This is a genomic window from Bradyrhizobium sp. CCBAU 45394 (assembly GCF_028128655.1).
In the GTDB taxonomy this organism is placed as follows: Bacteria; Pseudomonadota; Alphaproteobacteria; order Rhizobiales; family Xanthobacteraceae; genus Bradyrhizobium; species Bradyrhizobium diazoefficiens.
This window is the reverse complement of sequence record NZ_LBIX01000168.1, coordinates 1-20575: the sequence shown is the minus strand read 5'-3', so window position 1 is coordinate 20575 and position 20575 is coordinate 1. Positions and strand designations below refer to the sequence as shown.

At 65.9% G+C, this 20575-nt stretch carries 21 protein-coding genes, 1 tRNA gene and 1 pseudogene; 15 read left to right on the top strand and 8 right to left on the bottom strand.

From position 1 onward, the window contains the following. Positions 1-87 precede the first annotated feature (87 nt). From WN73_RS25075 to WN73_RS25065, 3 genes are all read left to right on the top strand, one after another. Positions 88-2103 carry an acetyl-CoA carboxylase biotin carboxylase subunit gene (locus WN73_RS25075; protein ID WP_060912540.1) on the top strand — a complete coding sequence of 672 codons (2016 nt, stop codon included), beginning with the start codon at positions 88-90 and terminating at the stop codon, positions 2101-2103. A 148-nt stretch (positions 2104-2251) separates the two neighbouring features. Then, positions 2252-3118, top strand: coding sequence for an isocitrate lyase/PEP mutase family protein (locus tag WN73_RS25070; protein ID WP_011088022.1), 867 nt, complete (start codon positions 2252-2254; stop codon positions 3116-3118). Next, positions 3115-3414, top strand: a complete 300-nt coding sequence (locus WN73_RS25065) for an acylphosphatase (RefSeq protein ID WP_011088021.1) — start codon at positions 3115-3117, stop codon at positions 3412-3414. Before WN73_RS25070 ends, WN73_RS25065 begins: the two co-directional genes overlap by 4 nt. 176 nt (positions 3415-3590) lie before the next feature. Here the strand turns inward: WN73_RS25065 and WN73_RS25060 are convergent, their stop codons facing one another. Next, the gene (locus WN73_RS25060; protein ID WP_028171469.1) at positions 3591-5111 is read right to left on the bottom strand and encodes a PAS domain-containing sensor histidine kinase; all 1521 of its coding nucleotides are present in this window, start codon (positions 5109-5111) and stop codon (positions 3591-3593) included. 155 nt (positions 5112-5266) lie between these two features. Between WN73_RS25060 and WN73_RS25055 the strand changes: the two genes are divergently transcribed. The 3 genes from WN73_RS25055 to WN73_RS25045 are packed head-to-tail and all read left to right on the top strand — an operon-like array spanning position 5267 to position 7939. After that, a complete protein-coding gene (locus WN73_RS25055; protein WP_038967978.1) occupies positions 5267-5824 on the top strand; it encodes a GbsR/MarR family transcriptional regulator in 558 nt (185 codons plus the stop codon). Between the two features lie 16 nt (positions 5825-5840). Further along, complete coding sequence (locus WN73_RS25050) at positions 5841-6506, top strand: DUF4166 domain-containing protein (RefSeq protein ID WP_011088018.1); 666 nt, start codon at positions 5841-5843, stop codon at positions 6504-6506. Then, the gene (locus tag WN73_RS25045; protein ID WP_028171471.1) at positions 6503-7939 is read left to right on the top strand and encodes a TIGR01777 family oxidoreductase; all 1437 of its coding nucleotides are present in this window, start codon (positions 6503-6505) and stop codon (positions 7937-7939) included. The genes WN73_RS25050 and WN73_RS25045 overlap by 4 nt, the downstream gene beginning before the upstream one ends. An 11-nt stretch (positions 7940-7950) precedes the next feature. On the opposite strand, the gene WN73_RS25040 is transcribed toward WN73_RS25045, so the two are convergent. Then, a complete protein-coding gene (locus WN73_RS25040; RefSeq protein ID WP_028171472.1) occupies positions 7951-8802 on the bottom strand; it encodes a LysR family transcriptional regulator in 852 nt (283 codons plus the stop codon). Positions 8803-8915: 113 nt separating this feature from the next. Between WN73_RS25040 and WN73_RS25035 the strand changes: the two genes are divergently transcribed. After that, positions 8916-9338, top strand: coding sequence for a tautomerase family protein (locus WN73_RS25035; protein ID WP_028171473.1), 423 nt, complete (start codon positions 8916-8918; stop codon positions 9336-9338). 45 nt (positions 9339-9383) lie between these two features. Here WN73_RS25035 and WN73_RS25030 read toward each other — a convergent pair whose 3' ends face one another. Beyond that, positions 9384-10097, bottom strand: coding sequence for a DNA helicase (locus tag WN73_RS25030; protein ID WP_028171474.1), 714 nt, complete (start codon positions 10095-10097; stop codon positions 9384-9386). A gap of 199 nt (positions 10098-10296) precedes the next feature. Next, positions 10297-11046, bottom strand: a complete 750-nt coding sequence (lipB, locus tag WN73_RS25025) for a lipoyl(octanoyl) transferase LipB (protein WP_028171475.1) — start codon at positions 11044-11046, stop codon at positions 10297-10299. Positions 11047-11113: 67 nt separating this feature from the next. Between lipB and WN73_RS25020 the strand changes: the two genes are divergently transcribed. From WN73_RS25020 to WN73_RS25010, 3 genes and pseudogenes are all read left to right on the top strand, one after another. Beyond that, entirely contained in the window at positions 11114-11356 is a 243-nt protein-coding gene (locus WN73_RS25020) for a FliM/FliN family flagellar motor switch protein (RefSeq protein WP_011088012.1), read from the top strand. Positions 11357-11520: 164 nt separating this feature from the next. Next, positions 11521-11605, top strand: a tRNA-Leu gene (locus WN73_RS25015). Between the two features lie 329 nt (positions 11606-11934). Further along, positions 11935-12048, top strand: a pseudogene (locus WN73_RS25010) (isochorismatase family protein); the annotation flags it as partial. A gap of 29 nt (positions 12049-12077) precedes the next feature. Here the strand turns inward: WN73_RS25010 and WN73_RS25005 are convergent. Then, positions 12078-12335: a hypothetical protein gene (locus WN73_RS25005; protein ID WP_063194972.1), complete on the bottom strand. Its 258-nt coding sequence runs from the start codon at positions 12333-12335 to the stop codon at positions 12078-12080. Positions 12336-12628: 293 nt separating this feature from the next. Between WN73_RS25005 and WN73_RS25000 the strand changes: the two genes are divergently transcribed. After that, on the top strand, positions 12629-13003 hold the full coding sequence (locus tag WN73_RS25000; RefSeq protein WP_011088010.1) for a hypothetical protein: 375 nt from the start codon (positions 12629-12631) through the stop codon (positions 13001-13003). Positions 13004-13006: 3 nt separating this feature from the next. Here the strand turns inward: WN73_RS25000 and WN73_RS24995 are convergent, their stop codons facing one another. After that, a complete protein-coding gene (locus tag WN73_RS24995; protein WP_028171477.1) occupies positions 13007-14317 on the bottom strand; it encodes a polysaccharide deacetylase family protein in 1311 nt (436 codons plus the stop codon). Positions 14318-14496: 179 nt separating this feature from the next. After that, positions 14497-15303 carry a polysaccharide deacetylase family protein gene (locus WN73_RS24990; RefSeq protein WP_370198465.1) on the bottom strand — a complete coding sequence of 269 codons (807 nt, stop codon included), beginning with the start codon at positions 15301-15303 and terminating at the stop codon, positions 14497-14499. A 77-nt stretch (positions 15304-15380) separates the two neighbouring features. Between WN73_RS24990 and mgtE the strand changes: the two genes are divergently transcribed. The 4 genes from mgtE to WN73_RS24970 all read left to right on the top strand — a co-directional run bounded on the left by mgtE (position 15381) and on the right by WN73_RS24970 (position 19368). Beyond that, positions 15381-16802 (top strand): magnesium transporter, encoded by a 1422-nt coding sequence (gene mgtE / locus WN73_RS24985; protein ID WP_028171479.1) that lies wholly within the window; start codon positions 15381-15383, stop codon positions 16800-16802. Between the two features lie 184 nt (positions 16803-16986). Then, entirely contained in the window at positions 16987-17289 is a 303-nt protein-coding gene (locus tag WN73_RS24980; protein ID WP_011088006.1) for a helix-turn-helix domain-containing protein, read from the top strand. Between the two features lie 130 nt (positions 17290-17419). Continuing rightward, positions 17420-18238, top strand: a complete 819-nt coding sequence (locus WN73_RS24975; protein ID WP_271555290.1) for an aldo/keto reductase — start codon at positions 17420-17422, stop codon at positions 18236-18238. 149 nt (positions 18239-18387) lie between these two features. Next, positions 18388-19368, top strand: coding sequence for a hypothetical protein (locus tag WN73_RS24970; RefSeq protein WP_028171481.1), 981 nt, complete (start codon positions 18388-18390; stop codon positions 19366-19368). A gap of 12 nt (positions 19369-19380) precedes the next feature. Here the strand turns inward: WN73_RS24970 and WN73_RS24965 are convergent, their stop codons facing one another. Further along, positions 19381-19632 carry a hypothetical protein gene (locus WN73_RS24965; protein WP_028171482.1) on the bottom strand — a complete coding sequence of 84 codons (252 nt, stop codon included), beginning with the start codon at positions 19630-19632 and terminating at the stop codon, positions 19381-19383. Positions 19633-20575 lie beyond the last annotated feature (943 nt).

The window sequence follows — 20575 nt, the reverse complement described above, 5'->3', positions numbered from 1 at the left end:
TAATGTACCACGGGGGTCACACGGCCCATCCCAGAGGCCCCAACGGTCGGGGAAGGGTCCCGCCCAAGGTCGAGACTCAAGAAAAGCATGTTCAAACGCATCCTGATCGCCAATCGCGGCGAAATCGCCTGCCGGGTCATCAAGACTGCCCGCCGGATGGGAATTGAAACGGTCGCGGTCTATTCCGAGGCCGACCGCGATGCCCTCCATGTCGAGATGGCCGACGAGGCCGTGCTGATCGGCCCGCCGGCTGCGGCCGAGAGCTATCTGGTGATCGAGAAGATCGTGGAGGCCTGCCGCAAGACGGGCGCACAGGCCGTGCATCCCGGCTACGGCTTCCTGTCCGAGCGCGAGGCGTTCCCACGCGCACTGGAGGCGGCCGGCCTCGTCTTCATCGGCCCGAACCCGGGCGCGATCGCCGCGATGGGCGACAAGATCGAATCCAAGAAGGCGGCCGCCAAGGCCAAGGTCTCGACCGTGCCGGGCCATCTCGGCGTCATCGAGGACGACAAGCACGCGGTCCGCATCGCCGACGAGATCGGCTACCCCGTGATGATCAAGGCCTCCGCCGGCGGCGGCGGCAAGGGCATGCGCATCGCGAATTCGAAGAGCGAGGTCGCCGAAGGCTTCAACCTCGCCAAGGCCGAGGCCAAGGCCTCGTTCGGCGACGACCGCGTCTTCGTCGAGAAGTTCATCGTCGATCCCCGCCACATCGAGATCCAGGTGCTGGGCGACAAGCACGGCAACGTCATCTATCTCGGCGAGCGCGAATGCTCGATCCAGCGCCGCAACCAGAAGGTCATCGAGGAAGCGCCGTCGCCGCTGCTCGACGAGGCCACCCGCCGCAAGATGGGCGAGCAGGCGGTCGCGCTGGCCAAGGCCGTGAACTATGATTCCGCCGGCACCGTCGAGTTCGTCGCAGGCCAGGACAAGAGCTTCTACTTCCTGGAGATGAACACGCGCCTCCAGGTCGAGCATCCCGTCACCGAGCTCGTCACCGGCATCGACCTCGTCGAGCAGATGATCCGCGTCGCCGCAGGCGAGAAGCTCGGCCTTGCGCAGAAGGACGTCACGCTGACCGGGTGGGCCGTGGAATCCCGCCTCTACGCCGAAGACCCGTTCCGCAACTTCCTGCCCTCGATCGGGCGCCTGGTGAAATATCGTCCGCCGGCGGAAGCGAGCCAGGACGGCATCACCATCCGCAACGACACCGGCGTGCAGGAAGGCGGCGAGATCTCGATCCATTACGATCCGATGATCGCCAAGCTCGTCACCCACGCGCCGTCGCGCGCGGCCGCGATCGAGGCACAGGCGACCGCGCTGGACTCGTTCTATGTCGACGGCATCCGTCACAACATCCCGTTCCTGTCGGCGCTGATGCATCATCCGCGCTGGCGCGAGGGCCGGCTCTCGACCGGCTTCATCGCCGAGGAATTCCCCAAGGGCTTTGCGGTGCGCGTGCCCGAAGGCGAGGTCGCCCGGCGGATCGCCGCGGTCGGCGCCGCCATCGACCACGTGCTGGGTGAACGCAAGCGTCAGATTTCCGGTCAGCTTGGTGGCCGCGTCGTGCAGCGTGAGCGCCGCCGCGCGGTCTGGCTCGACCGCCAGGAGATTTCGCTCGAGGTCGGTCGCGAGGGCGAGGCGATCGCGGTGCGCTTCGTCGATGCCGAGGGCAAGGCCGGCCACGTGCATCTATTGCAGTCGCCGTGGAAGCCGGGCGATCCGGTCTGGCAGGGCACCATCGACGGCCATTTCGTCGCGGTGCAGGCCCGGCCGATCGCCAACGGCATCCGCCTCGCGCATCAGGGCGTCGAGGTGCCGGTCTATGTCTGGACCGAGGCGGAGGCCGCCTCGGCGCGGCTGATGCCTGTGAATACGGCCTCCGACACCGGCAAGAAGCTGCTCTGCCCGATGCCCGGGCTCATCGTCTCGATCGCGGTGACGGAAGGGCAGGAGGTCAAGGCCGGCGAGACGCTCGCGGTGGTCGAAGCCATGAAGATGCAGAACGTGCTCCGCGCCGAGCAGGACGGCACCGTGAAGAAGATCCACGCCAGCGCCGGTGCGACGCTCGCGGTGGACGCACTGATTTTGGAGTTTGCGTAAGCACTCCGGAGCACAACAGTCGACCCTCACCCTGAGGAGCCGCGCTTGCGCGGCGTCTCGAAGGGCGAGGCCACCAGCCGGGCCTTCATCCTTCGAGACGCGCGCAAGAGCGCGCTCCTCAGGATGAGGAATTGAGAGTGAGGCGACCATGGCCTTTCGTTCCCGCCGCGAAAAACTGCGATCGATCCTGTCGGGTCCGGGCTGCATCCATCCCGGCTCGGTCTACGACGCCATCTCGATCCGCATCGCCGAGGATCTCGGCTTTCCGCTCGGCATGTTCGGCGGTTCGGTGGCCTCGCTCGCCGTGCTCGGCGACCCCGATATCACGCTGATCACGCTCACCGAGCTCGCCGAGCAGATGCGGCGGATGTCGCGCGCGTCCGCGCTGCCGGTGCTGGTCGATGCCGATCACGGCTATGGCAATGCGCTCAACGTGCGCCGCACCGTGCAGGAGCTGGAGACGGCGGGTGCGGCCGGTCTCACCATCGAGGACACGCTGCTGCCGGCCGCCTTCGGTGAAGCGAAGACGCAATTGATCTCGCTGGAGGAGGGCGTCGGCAAGATGAAGGCGGCGCTCAGTGGCCGCAGCGATCCCACGCTCGTCATCATGGGCCGCACTGGAGCTGCCGCGATCACCTCGCTCGACGATACGATCCGCCGCGCGCAGGCGTACGAGGCGACCGGCGTGGATGCGCTGTTCTTCACCGGCATCAAGTCGCGTGCCGAGCTTGAAGCAGTCGCAGCCGCGACGCATCTGCCGATCGTGCTCGGCGGCGCGCCGGAAGAATTGAATGCGCCCGATTATCTCGCCGGCCAGCGCGTGCGCATCGCGCTCCAGGGCCATGCGCCGATCGCGGCCGCGACGCAGGCCGTCCACGATACGCTGAAGGCGCTGCGCGAAGGCGCGCCGCCCAAAGCGCTCAAGGGATTGGCGTCCGCGGAATTGACCAGCCGTGTCATGCGCGAGGCCGAGACGAAGGCGCGCGGCGCCGATGTGCTCGGATTCAAGAAATGAGCCGGGCGATCCTCCAGGTCATGATCCGCGGCCGCGTGCAGGGCGTCGGCTATCGTGCCTGGGTCGAATACCAGGCCACCGCGAGCGGCCTCGAAGGCTGGGTCCGCAACCGCCGCGACGGCAGCGTCGAAGCGTTGTTCGCGGGCGCGCCGAACCACGTCGCCGACATGGTCGCGCTATGCCGCCATGGTCCGCCATCCTCGCGCGTCGACAGTGTCACCAGCGAGACGGCCGGTGCGGATGAGCTGAACCTGCGCAGGGCAGGGGAGAAGTTCTCGGTGTTGCCGACGGTTTGAGAGCTACACCTCGTTCCACACAGATGGTGTGCTCCCTCACCCCGTTCTTACGGGGAGAGGGTTGGGGTGAGGAGCCTCTCTCAACACGAGTGGTCGTCGAGTGACCTGTACCCCCTCACCCGAATTCGATCTGCGATCGAATTCGACCTCTCCCCGCAAGCGGGGAGAGGTGAAGATCACCTCGGCAGCTTCGCGATTGCTTCGCTCAGCTCGTGGATCTCGTAGGGCTTGCGCAGGATCGGGAAATCGCCGCGCACGTCGGCGGCGGCCTCGCTGTAGCCGGTGGCGAGCAGGATCGGCAGGCCGGGGCGGATCAGGCGCAGATGATGGGCGAGGGTGAGGCCGTCCATCTTGCCGGGCATCACGATGTCCGAAAAGACGAAATCGACGCCGTTTTGCTCGAGCTCGCGCAGCGCGGATTCCGCGTCGGGGACGCGGCGAACGCGGTAGCCGAGCTGCTCCAGCAGACCGATGCTGACGATGGCGACATCCGGATTGTCCTCGACCAGCAGCACCGTGCCGGCGCCGCGGAACGGCACCGCTTCCGCCGTTTCCCGCGCCGGCACATCCCGTCCGCGCGGCAGCAGGATGCTGAAAGTCGTGCCCTTGCCGAGCTCGCTTGCGACCTTCACCGTGCCGTCGGCCTGGTGCGCAAAGCCGTGCACCTGGGACAGGCCGAGACCGGTGCCCTTGCCGATCGGCTTGGTGGTGAAGAACGGCTCGAAAATCTTGTCGACGACGTCGGCGGGAATGCCGAGCCCGGTGTCGGCGACGTCGATCGCCACGAACTCGCCGGCGAGCGGAGCTTCGTCCAGCACGACGTTGCGGGCGCGGATCGTCACCGTGCCGCCGTCGGGCATCGCATCGCGGGCATTGATGACGAGATTGAGCAGCGCGGTCTCGAACTCCGAGACGTCGGTTCTGATCGGCCAGACCTCGCGGGCGATGTCGAAGGCGAGGCGCACGGCGCTGCCGACGCCGGCCTCGAGCACCTCGCGGATCGCCCCGATGCGCTCGGCAAGATCGATCGCCTGCGGGTTGACGCTCTGTCGCCGCGCGAAGGTGAGGAGCTGGTTGGTCAGCGCGGCGCCGCGCCGGGTCGCAGTCTCGATCGCCGAGATCGCGCGCTGGAGCTTGGCACCGTCGTCGGCGCCCCGCTTCAGGGTGTGAAGGCTGCCGCTGATGATCATCAGGAGATTGTTGAAATCGTGGGCGACGCCGCCGGTGAGCTGGCCGAGCGCGTCGAACTTCTGGGATTCGGCAAGCTGCTTCTGCATCGCCTCGAGCTTGAGCTCCGTGTTGCGTCGCTCGGTGATGTCGCGCGTGATCTTCGCGAAGCCGATGAGCTCGCCGTCCTCGTAGATCGGGTCGATCACGACGCTCGCCCAGAAGAAGGTACCGTCCTTGCGGACGCGCCAGCCTTCCTCCTCGTAGCGGCCCTTGTCGCGGGCGATGCCGAGGGCGCGGGCGGGCTTGCCGTTGGCCCGGTCGGTCTCGGTGTAGAAACGCGAAAAATGCTGGCCGACGATCTCCTGGGGCGAATAGCCCTTGATGCGCTCGCCACCGATATTCCAGCTCGTGATGATCCCCTTGGGATCGAGCATGTACAGGGCGTAGTCGGCAACCCCTTCGACCAACAGCCGGAAACTGCGTTCGCTCTCGAACAAGTCTCTCTGCTGATTGGACTTTCTAACCATTTCGGACACCCTGCCTCGACCCGTGCAAACGCTGAATAAGTCGTTTGGTTCCTGGCCTCTGGGAAGTTTTTAGGCAAATGCAGCGGACGGTATGCAGGGGGACAGGCCGCCGGGGAGCACTTGACAGTCAATCTCATCCGTCAGATATTTCTGTTATGACAGAAGCAACCGGAAAGAAGAAACTCCCTGCCGCCGTCGAGCGCTTCATCCTGCATTGGGGCGACATGGGCGACGAATGGGGCGTCAACCGCTCGGTCAGCCAGATCCACGGGCTGCTCTATCTGGCGGAAGCGCCGATGACCGCCGAGGACATCGCCGACACGCTCGGCATGGCGCGCTCCAACGTCTCCAACTCGATCAAGGAGCTGCTGGCCTGGAGCCTGATCCGGCGGGTGCCGATCCTCGGCGACCGCCGCGATCATTTCGAAGCCGAGACCGACATCTGGGAGGTTGCGGCCCGGATCGCGGCGCGGCGCAAGGAGCGGGAGCTCGATCCAGCGATCGTAGCGCTCCGGGCCTGCGTGTCCGATGCCGCCGACGATCCGACCATCAATCCGGTCGCGAGCAAACGGCTGAAGGAGATGCTCGCCTTCACCGAGCTCGCCGACCACTGGTTCATGCAGATGCTGAAGGTGCCGCGGCCGCGGCTGGTCGCCCTGATGCGGCTTGGCGAGAAGGTCGTCAACCTGCTGCCGCTGGGCAAGGTCAAATAGCGTCGGGGAGGGTGCGATGACGTCGGCTCGATTATCAGGTTCCAGCGCATCTCTTCCCACTCACGCCAAATTGCTCGACGACCGCCGCTTCCGTGCGTTGCTGTCGGACGAGGATTGGGGCCGCCTGCCGCTCGCGACCTGGCGGCGCTTTTCCAAGCGCGTCGCTGACGGCGACAGCGTCGTTTATGTCGGCGTCGTCGACGAGGTCGCTTTCAGCGACATCGGCTGGTGGCTCGCGCAGCTCGTACGCCTGATCGGCGGGCCATTGCCGACCGGCCGCGACACCGGCGTGCCGATGATCGTCACCGTCACCGAGGACGGCGCCAGCGGCGGCCAGACCTGGACGCGCATCTGCGCGCGCAAGCGCGGCTTTCCGCAGGTGATCCATTCCGCAAAGCGCTTCGCCGGTCCGACCGGGCTCGAGGAATATGTCGGCTTCGGCCTCTCGATGGCGCTGCGCATCGCGGTCGAGGACCAGGTGCTGACCTTCCGCAGCGCCGCTTACGGGCTCCAGCTCGGAAGCCTGTGGATTCCGTTGCCGCGATGGCTGACGCCGGGCGACCTCACGGTGACGCATCGCGATCTCGGCGAGGGCGCCTTCCGCTTCACCCTCGATCTCAGTCACCCGCGTTACGGTGCGCTGATCCACCAGTCCGCCACCTTCAGGGAGGCCGTATCATGACGCCGCTGTTGTGGATCCTCATCGCCGTCCAGATCGCGATGGGCGTGTTCGACACCTTCTATCACCACGAATTCACCGAGCGCCTGGCCTGGCGTCCGTCGCAGCGCTTCGAGCTGAAGCTGCACGGCGTCCGCAACATGCTCTACGCGCTGTTGTTCCTCGTGCTCGGCTGGCTCGAGGTTCATGGCCTGCTGGCGCTCTCGATCGTCGCGGTGCTGGTCGCCGAGGTCGTCATCACGCTGATGGATTTCGTCGAGGAGGATCTGAGCCGGAAATTGCCGCCGAGCGAGCGCATCAATCACACGCTGCTTGCGATCAACTACGGCGCCATTCTCGTCCTGCTGCTGCCGGTCCTGATCGACTGGGCGATGCGGCCGTTCGGCGTGACCGTCGTGTATCAAGGTCTGCTCAGCATCGCAGCGACCGCCTGTGCGGTCGGCGCAGCGCTCTGCGGGATCAGGGATTTTGCGGCGGTGCGCCGGCTCGGCCGCATGACGAGCGTGCCGGCGTACGGGCTCGTCGAAAAGCTCCCCGGGCGCAAGACCGTGCTGATCACAGGTGCCACCGGCTTCATCGGCAGCCGCCTCGCGGCGAGCCTCAGCGCGGCAGGGCATCACGTCGTCGCGCTCATTCGCAACCCGGCGAAGGCCGAGCTGCTGCCGCCGCCGGTGACGCTGATCACCAGCCTCGATCAGCTCGCCTCGGACATGCGTATCGACGCCATCGTCAATCTCGCCGGCGAGCCGATCGGCAACGGCCTTTGGACCGAGGCGAAACGCGCAGAGATACTGAAGTCTCGCATCGACATGACCGGCGAGGTCGTCAAGCTGATCGCGCGGCTCGACCACAAGCCCGACGTGCTCGTCAGCGGCTCCGCGATCGGCTGGTACGGCCTGTGGGCCGACCAGGTGCTGACGGAGTCGGCGAAGTCGCATGCCTGCTTCAGCCACGAACTGTGCGCGGCGTGGGAGCAGGCGGCGCGGCCGGCGGAGGAGCTTGGCGTGCGCGTGGTCTATCTGCGCATCGGCCTCGTGCTCGGCACGGAAGGAGGCTTCATCACGCGCATGCTGACGCCGTTCGAGTTCGGCCTTGGCGGGCCGCTCGGCACCGGGCGGCAGTGGATGTCCTGGATCGAGCGCGACGATCTGATCCGGCTGATCGCCTATGTGATCGCGACGCCCGATCTCACTGGGCCCGTCAACGCCACCGCGCCGATCCCGGTCACCAACGCAAAGTTCACCGAGGAGCTCGGCCGCCGCCTGCATCGGCCCGCCGTGTTCCGCATCCCCGGCGGCCTACTGCGCCGGATCGGCGGCGGCTTTGCCGACGAGCTTCTGCTCGGTGGCCAGCGCGTGCTGCCGAACAAGGCGCTGAGCCGCGGTTTTGTGTTCCGGCACGAGACGCTGCGCAGCGCGTTCGAGGCGATCTTGTGAGGTGATGGACGTCAGGCGGCAACGCTCTTGAACGTCGCCGCCACCGCCCGCAGCGCCGCCAGCTTCGCGGGATCGCTGACCTTCGAATGCAGCATCACCTTCGAGCTGCCGAGTTTCGGCAGCTTGTGCGCGGGCCCGATGTCGATCAGCCCGGGAGGCGCGATCCGCCGCGCCAGCGGCGCGATGGCAAGTCCGGCAAGCGCGGCAGCGACCACTGCGGTGACGCCGCCTCCGACAAAACGTTCGCGCCAGGCGAGGCCGGCCCTGTCGAGCGCGCGGACCGCAATGGCGCGAACGCCGCAGGGCGGGGCGAGCGTCGCGAGCGGCAGCGGCTCACCCTTCGGCAGCGTGAAGCGTCGTGACGCGAACCAGCAAAACTCGTCCTCGGCGAGCTTCTCGCCGCCGCGGCGGCTGCCTTCCTGGCGGACGATCACCGCATCCAGCTCGCCCGCGTCATAGGCGTCCTGCATCTCGCGCGAGAAGCCGATGGTGACGGCGAGCGTGAGGTTCGCGGACATCGCGTGCAGCCGTTCGAGCAGTGGCACCAGTTCGGGGCCCGCGGCATGGTCGGAGATGCCGAGCGAGAGGGATTGTGCAGTCGATGTATCGCCGGACAGCGCGCGGTCATGCGCTTCCATCAGCGCACGGGCGCGATCGAGGAATGCGGCGCCGTCGGCGGTGAGCCGGACCGCGCGCGGCGAGCGCTCGACGAGGCGTTTGCCGAGCAACGTCTCCAGCCGCTGTAGCTTGAGGCTGACGGCGGCCTGGGTGGTGCCGAGCGCTTCGGCGGCGCGGGTAAAGCTCTGGAGATCGGCGACCAGCAGGAAGGCCTTGATGGTGGCGATGTCGAGTGTGGCTGTCATTATAGTCGGTTATCACTGGTATCAACAGAGATAAGATACCAAAATGACGAGGGGAGGTCTAGCTTTTCATCACCACCGCGCAACGCCAGTGCGGCATCTTGAGGAGAACGACCATGCCCCTGATCACCGTGTCCTACACCGCCTCGCGCCAATCGCCTTCGCTGAAGGCCGACATCGCCAGCGCCGTGTCCGAACTCACGGCAAAAATCCTGCACAAGGATCCCAAGGTCACCGCCATCATCGTGAAGTCCGTCGATGCCGGCGACTGGTTCGCAGGCGGCAAGTCACTCGCCGAGCAGAGGCTCGCCAGCTACTGGATCGACATCCATGTCACCGAAGGCACCAACACCAAGGACGAGAAGGCGGCCTATCTCGCCGCGATGTTCAAGCGCATGGCCGAGATTTTGGGCCCGCTTCATCCCGAGACCTATCTGCATGTCGACGAGGTCAAGGGCGACGCCTACGGCTTTGGCGGACTGACGCAGGAGCGGCGCTACATCGCCGGCAAGCTCGAGGTTGCGCTGAAGGCGGCATGACGTTGCGGGCCGCGGGTGAACCATCTCACCCGCGGCCCGAAGCCATCAGCTCGCCGCGCGGAACTGCACTTCGGCGTTGTTGATGAAGCACGTCTTGTCGAACAGCTTGAGGTCCAGCGGGTTCGGCAAGCGGACATCGTCGAGGTCGGGGCATGGCTTGAGTGAGGGATCATAGGACCGGTCGATCTGCGAGATGAAGACGACGATCAGCCCCTTGTCGCGCGCGAACGATTTCAGTGCGCGCACCTGAACGGTCAGGTCGGGGTTTTCCCGTCGCTGGTCGAGCAGTTGCAGATAGTCGATCACCACGACCGTGCCGCGGGGGGCTGCGGCCATCTGCTGGACGACGTAATCGGCGCTGATCGCGTCGGAGCAATCGACCTCGAACATGTCAGCGAATTGCGCGGGGTCCACGCCGATCGCCCGAAGGCGTTCCAACACGTCTTTCTCGGTATATTCGAGCGAGAAGAACGCGGCGCGATGGCCCGACTTCATCGCCTCCACGGCAAGCTCGAGGCTCATCAGCGTCTTGCCCTGACCGGGGCGCGCCCCGACCAGCACCAGGTCACCCGGCCGGAATTGCGGGAACAGCCGATTGGCCGGCGTCATCGCGGCGGCTTTTGCCGCAAGCATGCTCCAGGCGGAAAACCCTTCCGTCGTGGCGATGCGGTCAAGCGCGTGGTGGAGCGGAATGCCTTCCTCGCGGGACAGGCGCTTCGCCTTGCGCTTCAGATGATAGATGGGTGCAGAGAGTCTCATCGTCAAAACCTCCCATTGCGAGCATGGATCGCAACCCCTCCTTATGCCTGGCGCTCGAACAGTCGGCCGATGATCAACTCGCCCGGCATGAGGTCTGCTTTCCCGGCGGAGGGGGGAGGCGTGGGCGGCACCTGAAACAAGCATAGCCGATTCCATTACGAGCGGAGAACTCGCGCGGTCAGGCTCGAACAGGAAAATGTCAGGCGGCCGCTTCCGGCACCAGCGCGCGGGTCGGTCCGAACAGCTCTTCGAACGCCTGCCGAAGCGCGACGTCGACATCGGCCATCGTCACGAGCTGGCCGAGATCGACCAGCGAGGTGACGCCGTAGCGGGGATCGGCGACGCCGCAGGGCACGATCCCTGCGAAATGCGACAGCTCCGGCTCGACATTGATGGCGATGCCGTGGAACGCGACCCAGCGCTTCAGCCGCACGCCGATCGCGGCGATCTTGTCCTCGTGTTCCGACCCCTTGTCGGGCCGTTTCACCCAGACGCCGACCCGGTCCTCGCGCCGTTCGCCGCGGACGTTGAAGGCGGCGAGCGTCTTCAGGATCAGCTCCTCCAGGCTCGCGACATAGGCCCGGACATCAGGCCGGCGGCGCTTGAGGTCGAGCATGATGTAGGCCACCCGCTGGCCGGGCCCGTGATAGGTGAGCTGCCCGCCGCGCCCGGTGGCGAAGGTCGGGAATCGGGGATCGAGCAGGTCCGAATCCTTGCCCGAGGTGCCGGAGGTGTAGAGCGGGGGGTGTTCGAGCAGCCAGACCAGCTCGGGGGCCTCGCCGGCCGCGATCGCGGCAACCCGCGCCTCCATGGCGGCCACGGCCTCCGGATAGGGCACCGGCGCGTCCGAGATCCGCCATTCCACGGGGGGGCCCGCAGAGGCGGAAAACGACGTCAAATCGAGGTCTTGACGCTGATCTTGGCGGGGGTTTTGAGGCGAATTAACCATTGGCTAACCATAACGTGGTGATGATTGCAGGCGCAAATGCCAGTCTCAAGTTGCGGCGGTCCCGACAGTGCCCACTCTCGATAAAGTCACCGTGGATCTCATGGTCGTCCTCGGGACGACCACCATGCCGATCCATCAGGTATTACGTCTTTCCCGCGGCGCCATCATCGAGCTGGATGCAACCGAGGCCGACGAGGTCAAGGTTTTGGCCAACAACCTGCCGGTCGCCTCCGGCGTCGTGCTGGTCGACCGCAACCGGATCGCGGTCGAGGTCAAGCAGATGCTGCCACGCACGCCGGGCACGCGGTAGCGGCCTGGGCATGCGGTAAATGCCGATCCTGCGGGGAGGGCCGGAACTTTCCTGCCAAGCTTGTGGAATTCTGGGCCTTTGCAGGCTTGTACCCCTCTGATGGATTTGTTAGATCGGCGCCGTTGATCCGGCCGGCCCTCAAGCCTCAGGCCGGCATCCCCAAAGCGCTCGTGGCGGAACTGGTAGACGCGCTGCCTTGAGGTGGCAGTGAGTAAAATCGTGGGGGTTCGAGTCCCTCCGAGCGCACCACAAGGCCGAACTTGGCTTTGAAATCCCTGAAGTTTTTCTGATGTAGACCCGGGACTGGCATCACGCCGGTCCTCTTCCGCGCGCCGCTTGCGTCGGTCGGGCCGTCGCGTGACCGGTCCGATCGCTGACACCGTCAATCGATCCCGCGATTCGCCGGCGTGATGGAGCGCGCTGATGGCGCGGGGCTTCGCCCACCGCGGATGACCGCGGAACGACGGCTGTCGGACGCGCATGACAGCCGATGTGCTCGCCGCGTGCCGTCGCGCGGCCATGCGTTTGAAGGTGGAGGACGACGAGGGACAGCGCGTCGGAAGTTGCCGACATCCAGGGCGGAGACGGGCGTCTGCGTCCTGTCGACGGTCCTGAGCGCTGTCGATCTCGGCTTCAGGGTCGTCATCGTCGAGGACGCGCTGTGCAGTTCGTCCGATGTCGCGCACGATGCGGGCGGGAGTAGGGTGATGATCCGCCCCCCTCAGCCATATTCCTCGCCGATGCCGTATTCGCGGTAGATCTCCAGCGGGTCGAGATCGGGAAACAGGCGGCATTTGGCCTGGGCGAGGTGCAGGCTCACCGCCGCCGGCTCCTTGCCGTTCGCAAGCATCTTGCGGATGTCGTCCATATGCGCGTTCGGCTGGTGCTTCGGCTCAAGCTGCTCCAGCGCGACCAGCGCCGTCGCGAGAGCTTCGGTCAGAACCCAGTCGTCGTGGCCCGTGATTCCCTTCTTCGGCATCGGCAGACCCCACATGTGGCGGCGAGTCCCAGTCTATCGCGACTTCCGCCAGATCGCCATTAAGCGTTGCGGACACCCGTGTGCGGAACGGACCGGCCGTCGTGGCCCGGCTTGCATTATGGCCGCGCGTGGCTAAAAGGCGGCGAGTTGAGGGCGATGGTATCTTTGTTGAAACGAAGTTGGCGTAGACGGGCCCGCGCGGCATTCGGGCCGGCTGTTCCGGCCTGTGTCCCATAATCGCTGAACGCGCAGCACGATCCGGTTGCGCGCATCTTCTCTGGGCTGGAGCCAGCATGGTCTTTCTAAGCTTCGTCTACCGCTTCGTGACCAATTTCGCGTTCATGGCGATGGTCTATTTCAGCCTCAACTTCCTGGAGAAATATCAAAACCGGGCGATCGTCGCGATCCTGGTGCTGGTCTACACCGGCATGCGCGCGGCCTCGACGCTGCGTGCGTTCTACTTCTTCCAGAAGATCGAGAAGCTGGAAGCCGAGACCAAGCGCCTTCAGGCCCCGATCAACGATGGCGCCGGCGGAACCTCGACGCGTAAGCAGATCGTGACCGACGTAGCGCGGCTGCGCCGCGACGGCGAGCTCAAGTCCTATATGGACCTGTTCTTCCTGGCGCTGATCGTGCTGCTCTGCGTCGCCAACATCATGCGGCAGTAGAGCTTACTGCGCGCGCTTCTTCAGGCTGGCCACGCGGGTTGGATGCGGCGCGGCGTTCTGCGCAGTGCTCTTTGGAGCAGCGTTCTTGGGGGCAGCGCTCCTGGGGGCCGTGCCCTTGGCCTGCGCGGCATGCTTCGGTGCGCCGTGCGCCGCGTGGGCGGTGCGGCGCGCCTGCGACTTGGCAGCCTTGCTCGTGGCTGCACGGGGCGTCTCGGCCGCCATCGCCAGCCGTGTCGCAGCCCGCCGCGACAGCGTCGTGGACAGCAAGACCTCGATCGAGCCCTCGGGAATCGCGAAGAGCTCGCGGTCGGGCACGGGCAGGGTGGCGGCGACATTCGCCTGCGCCATGGTCCGGCGCGGCAGCAGCGGCTGATGCCCGGTCTGCGCATTGAGATCGGCAAGCGAGGGCGCCGGAAGCGTCTGGGTCTGCGTGAACACGAAGTTCGGCACGGCCGGCCAGCGCGCGATCGGCACGGTCTCGGTCGGCGGATGCAGCAGCCATTCTACCGGCGTGGTCGGCGTCGCCGGGCGGTCCGCGGTCGCGGGCACCACATGCACGATGCGATAGCCGCGCGCCTTGAGATCGCGGATGATCTTGGGCAGCGCCGCCACCGTGCGGGCCTGGATGTCGTGCAGCAGCAGGATGCCCTTGCCCTTGGCCTCCAGCCGCTGGATCGCGAGTTGGTAGACACGGTCGGACGACACGTGCCGCCAGTCGTCGGCGGGGAAATCGGCGCTCCAGACCTGGATGCCGCGCGAGATCAGATAGTTCTCGACGCCCTCGGCGCGCATCAGGCCGGGAATGCGGAAGAACGGTGCGAGCTTGGACGGATCGGTCATCGCGGCCGAGGTCCATTCGATGCCGCCGTTGATCTCGGGCTCGAATTTTTCGATTCCCATCCGGTCGAACGTCAGCGGATGGTTCATGCTGTGCGTGCCGACGGTGTGGCCCGCCGCGACAAGCTTGCGCACCCCTTCCGGATTCGCCTTGGCCTGGCCGCCGATGATGAAGAAGGTCGCCTTGATGCACTCGTCGGCGAGGATCTGGAGCACCTGGTTGGAATATTTCGGCAGCGGACCGTCGTCGAAGGTCAGGACGACCTCGTGATCCTTCAGCGGCAGCGTCTCGCGGTACTGCATCGTGCCGATGCGCGGATGCTCGTGCGGATCGACCACGAGGGTGCGGGAGGTCCCGAGCGCGTCCGGGTGGCCGGGACAGTCGGATGCAAGGGCCGCCGGTGTTCCAACGGTCAGCAAGCCCAAACAAAGGACGATCCACGATCGCGTCCGAACAACAACGCTACTTCCGATCATGAATCCCGTCTGCCTCATACGCGATTGTCGCCATAAGTAGGTCGGAGACATCAGGAAACGGTTCAGGCACAAGAACCTTCCCCACGACGAGTCCGCCTCGATACTTGCACGGCGTAGCATGAACAGAGTGTTAATAGGCCCTAAATCACCCCATTTTGCGACGGCGTGACATTCCGGCATCAGCGCGTATCGGCATTCTTCTGCGCTGCGCCCGCCGGGACGATGTGAACCACCCGGTAGCCGTTCTCCCTCAGATACCGCAGGAAGGCCGGCATGATCGCGGCCGTGCGCGCCTTGGGATCGTGGAAAAGGATGATACCCTTGCCGGCCGCGGCGAGCCGCTCGGTGATCAGCTTCAGTTCCTGCTCCGGCGTCATCTCGTTCCAGTCGCTGGCCCAGAGGTCGGCCCCGAACACGACGATGCCGCGCGACTGGAGCAGGTCGAGCTCGGCTTGCGTCGCCTCGAAATAGGGGAAGCGGAAGAACGGCGTCGAGGGCGTCGTGGTCGAGGTCCCGTGCAGCGCCATCTCGTCGGCGGCGATGCCGCGGTCGATCTCGGCCTTGGCCTTGTCGAGCGGGATCCGCGCCATGAACGGGTGCGACCAGGTGTGATGGCCGATGGTGTGGCCCTCGCGCGCGATGCGCTTGACCATCTCGGGATGTTCGGAGGCGTGCAGGCCGATCAGGAAGAAGGTCGCGCGCGCGCATTCCTGCGCCAGCGCCGCCAACACCTTTGACGTCGTCGGCGGATACGGGCCGTCGTCGAAGGTCAGCACGACCTCGTGATCGGCGAGCGGCAGCGTCTGCGGAAAGCTCTTCAAGCCCACGCGCGGCGTGGTCCTGGCGTCGACGCTCAGAATGCGCGAGGTGCCGAGCGCATCCTTGCGCGGGCACTCGGCGGCTTCGGTCGAGGCGATGCCGGCGAGGGCCGCGAGCACCGCGCCCAGCGACATCGAGGTCCATTTCAGCCGAAGCATCTTTGCCATTGCGCTCGGAGTTGCCTTGTGGGTATTGCCTGAACCATCAGCTCAGACCACCAACCTGTCAAACGGCGAGGCGCACCATGGATGAACATATGGACGGTGCTCCATCCGCTGCGGCCTCGGTACTCGACCACGTGCCGATGCGCAATGAAGACGGCGAAATTCGTCATGAATTCGTCGAGGAAATTGCCCGTGCGATCGAGGCCGGCGACAGCGCCGCGCTGCGCGCCTGCGTTGCCGAGCTGCACGAGGCCGATCTCGGCGATCTCATCGGCGCATTGGAGCCCGACGACCGCGTCCGCCTGGTCGAGCTCACGGGCCGCGACTTCGACTTTTCGGCGCTGAACGAAGTCGACGAGAGCGTCCGCGAGGAGATCCTCGATGAGCTGCCGCCGGAGACGGTCGCGGAAGGCGTCCGCGAGCTCGAATCCGACGACGCGGTCGAGCTGCTGGAGACCCTCGACGAGGCCGAGCAGGAGGAGATCCTCGAGAAGCTGCCCATGCGGGAGCGCGTCGCGCTCGAGCGCAGCCTGCTGTATCCGGAAAATTCCGCTGGCCGCCGGATGCAGACCGAGTTCATCGCCGTGCCCCAGGATTTCACCGTGGGGCAGGCGATCGACTACATGCGCGAGACGCCGGATCTGCCCGACCGCTTCTACGAGATCTATGTCGTCGACAAGGACCAGCACTGGCAGGGCGCGATCTCGCTCGACGTGCTGCTCCGCGCCCGCCGCCCGGTGGCGCTTGCCGAGCTGACCGACGAGAATCGCCGTCGCGTCTCCGTCCTGGAGGACCAGGAGGAGGTGGCGCGCATGTTCGGCAAGTACAATCTCGTCGCAGCTCCCGTGCTCGACACCCAGGATCGCCTGGTCGGCGTCATCACCGTGGACGACGTCGTCGACGTCATCGAGGAAGAGGCGGACGAAGACCTCAAGGCGCTCGGCGGCGTCACCAGCGACGAAGAGCTGTCGGACACCGTGTTCACCATTGCCCGGGCGCGGTTCAATTGGCTGCTGGTCAATCTCGCCACCGCCTTCCTGGCGTCCTCCGTGCTCGGCCTGTTCGAGGGCCAGCTGGAAAAGATGGTGGCGCTTGCGGTGCTCGCACCGATCGTGGCGAGCCAGGGCGGCAACGCCGCGACCCAGACCATGACGGTCGCGGTGAGGGCGCTCGCGACCCGCGAGCTCGGCTCCTCCAATGCCTGGCGCGTGGTGATGCGCGAAGGCCTGGTAGGCCTCGTCAACGGCCTGGCCTTCGCCGTGATCACGGGCATTGCCGCGGTGGCCTGGTTCAAGATCCCCGGCCTCGGCATCGTCATCGGGCTTGCGATCATCTGCAACCTCGTCGCCGGCGCGCTCGGCGGCATCCTGATCCCGATGGCGCTCGAACGTGTCCGGGCCGATCCGGCGGTGGCCTCCGGCACCTTCGTCACCACCGTGACCGACGTCGTCGGCTTCTTCTCCTTCCTCGGGATTGCGACCTTGTGGTTCGGGTTGAGGTAGCTGTCGCCTCCGCTCCGTCATTCCGGGGCGCGCCACTTGGCGCGAGCCCGGAATCCATTTGTCGGCGTGCTCCGGTGCACGATGGATTCCCGGCTCGCGCTCCGCGCGCCCCGGAATGACGGCCCGCCATCATCTTTAATCCGAACTTAAGCGACCTGACGCATCATCGCCCGGGCCTGGGGGAATGAACATGCGGTTGCGGCTGAAGGCGGACGGACGGATCGTCGAGTTGCGGGACGGGCAGGAATTTCCGGTCCAGCCCACGGCCAATGCCGCGCCGGCCGACACCGGCTCGCTCGCGGTGCGCGACCTGCGCCGCCGCGCCTGCCTGACCCAGATGGAGTTCGCCGCCAAGCTCGGCGTTCCCGTCGAGACCATCCGCAACTGGGAGCAGGGCAAGCGCGCCCCGCGGGGACCGGCCCGCGCGCTGCTTGCCGTGATCGCGCATGCGCCCGACACCGTGTTCCAGGCGCTTGCCAAAGCATGACGCGAACCTCCCATTAGCATTGCGCTGAATAACCGGCCCGGTTGCAGCGGCTTCCGTTGGCAGCCTCTCGGACCCGGTCCATAATGATGCCTGATGGTATTTGGGGCGACCGCAACAGAGAGGATTCCTCATGCTGTTCGTCGAGGCCAATGGCGCAAGGATCCCGGCGATCGGGCTCGGGACCTGGGAGTTGAGCGGGCGGCCATGCGCGCGCGTGGTCGAGCAGGCGCTGCGGCTCGGCTATCGCCACATCGACACCGCACAGGTCTACGACAATGAGCGCGAGGTCGGCGATGGCGTGCGCGCCTCCGGCGTGCGCCGCGACGACGTCTTCCTCACCACCAAAGTCTGGACCAACCATTTCGCGCCCCACGATCTCGAACGGTCGGTGAAGGAGAGCCTTGCGCGGCTGCGACTTCCCTCCGTCGATCTGTTGCTGCTGCACTGGCCCAATTCGCACGTGCCGCTGGCGGAGACGCTGGGCGCGCTGTCGCATGCCAGGCAAATGGGCCTGACGCGTCACATCGGCGTCTCCAATTTCACGGTGGCGCTGATCGAGCAGGCGGTCGCGCTGTCGCCGGAGCCGCTCGTCTGCAACCAGGTCGAATTTCACCCTTATCTGGACCAGGCCAAGGTGAGGGCGGCCTCCGACCAGCATGGGCTCGCGCTGGTCGCCTACAGCCCGATCGCCAGGGGGCGCATCAAGACCGACCAGACGCTCGCCGGGATCGGGCGGGCGCATCGCAAGACGCCGGCGCAGGTCTGCCTGCGCTGGCTCGTGCAGCAGAACGTCGCAGCGATCCCGCGCACCTCGCGCATCGAGCGTCTGTCGGAGAACATCGAGATCTTCGATTTCGAGCTCTCCGACGACGAGATGGCCCGGATCGCCGCGCTGGCCAATCCCAAGGGCCGCCTGACCGACTTTGGCTTCGCGCCAAAATGGGATTGAGGGCGGGCTGCCGTATGCCCAGCATGATCCGGAAAAGTGCGAAGCGGTTTTCCGATAAGATCATGCTCGAACAAGAGCCTAAAGCGGGATGACGGTTGATCCTAACCTCATCGCGCTTTAGGAGCAGGGCGGCAACCCAAGATCGGGCGATGGAACTGCGGAAGATCATACGGACGGACATTGCGGCGTCGGCGATCGCGCATCTGACGCTGGTGGCGCTGATCATCGTGATCAGCGAGGTCCATCCGTTCCATGCCGCGCCGCCCGAAGCTGTTGCGGTCGACATCGTCACGCCGGAGCAGGTCAAGGAGCAGGAGACGAAGGCGGAGGAGGCCGCAAAGGAGAAAGCGCCGGAGCCGACCCCGACCCCCGAGCTGAGACTGCCGAAGCTGGACGTCACCGACAAGGCGGATGCAGCGGCGAAGCCGGACGCCAAGCAGCAGGCCGCCTCGCAATCATCGCAGCAGAAAGCGTCGCCCGAACCGGAGCAGCCGACGCAGCAGAAACAGCCGCAGCCGCAACCCTCACAGACGCCGAAGCAACGTGAGGCCACCGCGCAGCCGCAGCAGCCTCAGCAACCGCAACCACAGCCGTCGCAGTTGCCGCCGCAACAGCCGCTGCCGCAGTCGCAACCTCAGCCCGCGCCGCAGCCCTCGCAAGCGGTGCCGCAGCGGCAGGCCGCGCCTCCGGCCTATCAGGCCCCCGAGCCCGACGTCACCGTCAAATACGGCGTGATGCTGGGCCTGCCGCCGGAACTGCCGGTCGAGCCGAAAGACGCGCCGAGGGATGACGGCGGCGATGCCAAGGATTCCATCGGAGCCAAGCTGCCGCCCGAGGTCATTGCCGAGCTTCGTCGGCGCCTCAGGAGCTGCGCAAAACTGCCGGCCGGTGTCGCGCCGACCGACCCGGTGCGCATCAAGCTGCGCGCGGTGTTCGCCACCGACGGCACGCTGGCGCGCCCGCCGATCCTGATCGAAGCCCCGCCATCCGCGAAGGGCGTGGCCATCGTGAAGTCGGCGACGAGCGCGCTCCAGGCATGCCAGCCGTACAAGATGCTGCCGGCCGACAAATACGAGGAATGGAAGGTGTTGGACCTGCCGTTCACGCCGCAGGATTTCGGCGGGGGATAAGTTGCCTCGCAGCTATCCGCGCGCGGCGAGACAGGCGCGGACCTTGTCGGCGGCGGGCTTCGGCACTGCGTGAGCTCGCCACTGCTCGCGCGTCGCGCCCGCCGAGGCGAGGCACTGGTTGATGTTTCGCTCATATGTGGCGCGAGACATGCTGTCGCGCTTGGCCTGGCAGGCCGGGTCGCCGCCGCATTCGTAAAGTGGAGCCGCCTTGGCCGTTGATGCTCCGAGAATGGTTACGGCAACCGCGATCATCAGCTTGTTCATTTCGCCCCCGGAATTATGCTTTGAGTATTCTCAATGCTGCGCCTATAGCGCATCGAACTGCTGCCTGCAACCTTGGGTGAAGTGCCGGCGGCGCTATGGAAGCGCGCACTGACTGTTCACTGGCGACGATCTCGTCGTTGTGTTTCTCAATGGCATCCAGAACAAGCCATTACCCGACGGGCAAGACACCGCGAATGCAGTCAAGCCTCTTTCCCGAAAATATGCCACTTTACCGAAATTCGGATTTATCGTATTTGTCGCCCATCCCGGCTCATCCTTGAGGGGCGATCGTGTGGTCGTCATGTTTCGCGAGCCGGGCTTGCGGTGGACGCGGCAGCGTCGGGCGCGAGAGGCGTGGGCAGGGCGGATTGCTCTCCGTGAGCCCAGGACTTCGTGCTGGATGAGCGGCGCTGTCAGGTTCGTCTCGCCCGTAAGTTTCCGGCTCCGTCGACAGGGCCGGGAAAACTGCGGCGAAATGGCGGGCCGTGCGTACGGCAAAACCGTGTGGTCCTGGCCGTCGTTGCTACGGTCAAGCTCTTGCGGATGCGGCAGTCGCGTCAACCGGCGCGGTGCTGGTGAATTTCGCCGGAGTGAGGGAGGCCAGCAGGAACTCGGCTCCCGGGAGAGCACGGCATAAGCCGTCCAACCACTGCGCAGGGAAGGCCGAGTGATTGGCTACACCTGTATGCTGCTGTGCGGTTTTCTGCGTGTGCCTTTTGCGCAGCGGACCGCGGGTGCCGGCCGGCACCCGGCCTTCCCTGCGCCCTCTTGGCTCAAGAGAGCAGAGCGACGAAGCAAAGCTCGGGCGAATTACGCCGCGAAGATGTGAAGGCGTGTCTGCAAATTGAGATGCGGATTGGAGAATGGCGATGCCGCCCCTTGCTCCGTCATTGCGAGCGCAGTGTTCAGCCCGGGCACATAGCTTACACCTGTTCGGGGAGAT

What these genes read in the sequence shown, in the direction of transcription:
- WN73_RS25075 (WP_060912540.1), top strand. Translation starts at nt 88, where the DNA reads ATGTTCAAACGCATCCTGATCGCCAATCGCGGCGAAATCGCCTGCCGG.
- WN73_RS25070 (WP_011088022.1), top strand. Translation starts at nt 2,252, where the DNA reads ATGGCCTTTCGTTCCCGCCGCGAAAAACTGCGATCGATCCTGTCGGGT.
- WN73_RS25065 (WP_011088021.1), top strand. Translation starts at nt 3,115, where the DNA reads ATGAGCCGGGCGATCCTCCAGGTCATGATCCGCGGCCGCGTGCAGGGC.
- WN73_RS25060 (WP_028171469.1), bottom strand. Translation starts at nt 5,111, where the DNA reads ATGGTTAGAAAGTCCAATCAGCAGAGAGACTTGTTCGAGAGCGAACGC.
- WN73_RS25055 (WP_038967978.1), top strand. Translation starts at nt 5,267, where the DNA reads ATGACAGAAGCAACCGGAAAGAAGAAACTCCCTGCCGCCGTCGAGCGC.
- WN73_RS25050 (WP_011088018.1), top strand. Translation starts at nt 5,841, where the DNA reads ATGACGTCGGCTCGATTATCAGGTTCCAGCGCATCTCTTCCCACTCAC.
- WN73_RS25045 (WP_028171471.1), top strand. Translation starts at nt 6,503, where the DNA reads ATGACGCCGCTGTTGTGGATCCTCATCGCCGTCCAGATCGCGATGGGC.
- WN73_RS25040 (WP_028171472.1), bottom strand. Translation starts at nt 8,802, where the DNA reads ATGACAGCCACACTCGACATCGCCACCATCAAGGCCTTCCTGCTGGTC.
- WN73_RS25035 (WP_028171473.1), top strand. Translation starts at nt 8,916, where the DNA reads ATGCCCCTGATCACCGTGTCCTACACCGCCTCGCGCCAATCGCCTTCG.
- WN73_RS25030 (WP_028171474.1), bottom strand. Translation starts at nt 10,097, where the DNA reads ATGAGACTCTCTGCACCCATCTATCATCTGAAGCGCAAGGCGAAGCGC.
- lipB (WP_028171475.1), bottom strand. Translation starts at nt 11,046, where the DNA reads ATGGTTAATTCGCCTCAAAACCCCCGCCAAGATCAGCGTCAAGACCTC.
- WN73_RS25005 (WP_063194972.1), bottom strand. Translation starts at nt 12,335, where the DNA reads ATGCCGAAGAAGGGAATCACGGGCCACGACGACTGGGTTCTGACCGAA.
- WN73_RS25000 (WP_011088010.1), top strand. Translation starts at nt 12,629, where the DNA reads ATGGTCTTTCTAAGCTTCGTCTACCGCTTCGTGACCAATTTCGCGTTC.
- WN73_RS24995 (WP_028171477.1), bottom strand. Translation starts at nt 14,317, where the DNA reads ATGATCGGAAGTAGCGTTGTTGTTCGGACGCGATCGTGGATCGTCCTT.
- WN73_RS24990 (WP_370198465.1), bottom strand. Translation starts at nt 15,303, where the DNA reads ATGGCAAAGATGCTTCGGCTGAAATGGACCTCGATGTCGCTGGGCGCG.
- mgtE (WP_028171479.1), top strand. Translation starts at nt 15,381, where the DNA reads ATGGATGAACATATGGACGGTGCTCCATCCGCTGCGGCCTCGGTACTC.
- WN73_RS24980 (WP_011088006.1), top strand. Translation starts at nt 16,987, where the DNA reads ATGAACATGCGGTTGCGGCTGAAGGCGGACGGACGGATCGTCGAGTTG.
- WN73_RS24975 (WP_271555290.1), top strand. Translation starts at nt 17,420, where the DNA reads ATGCTGTTCGTCGAGGCCAATGGCGCAAGGATCCCGGCGATCGGGCTC.
- WN73_RS24970 (WP_028171481.1), top strand. Translation starts at nt 18,388, where the DNA reads ATGGAACTGCGGAAGATCATACGGACGGACATTGCGGCGTCGGCGATC.
- WN73_RS24965 (WP_028171482.1), bottom strand. Translation starts at nt 19,632, where the DNA reads ATGAACAAGCTGATGATCGCGGTTGCCGTAACCATTCTCGGAGCATCA.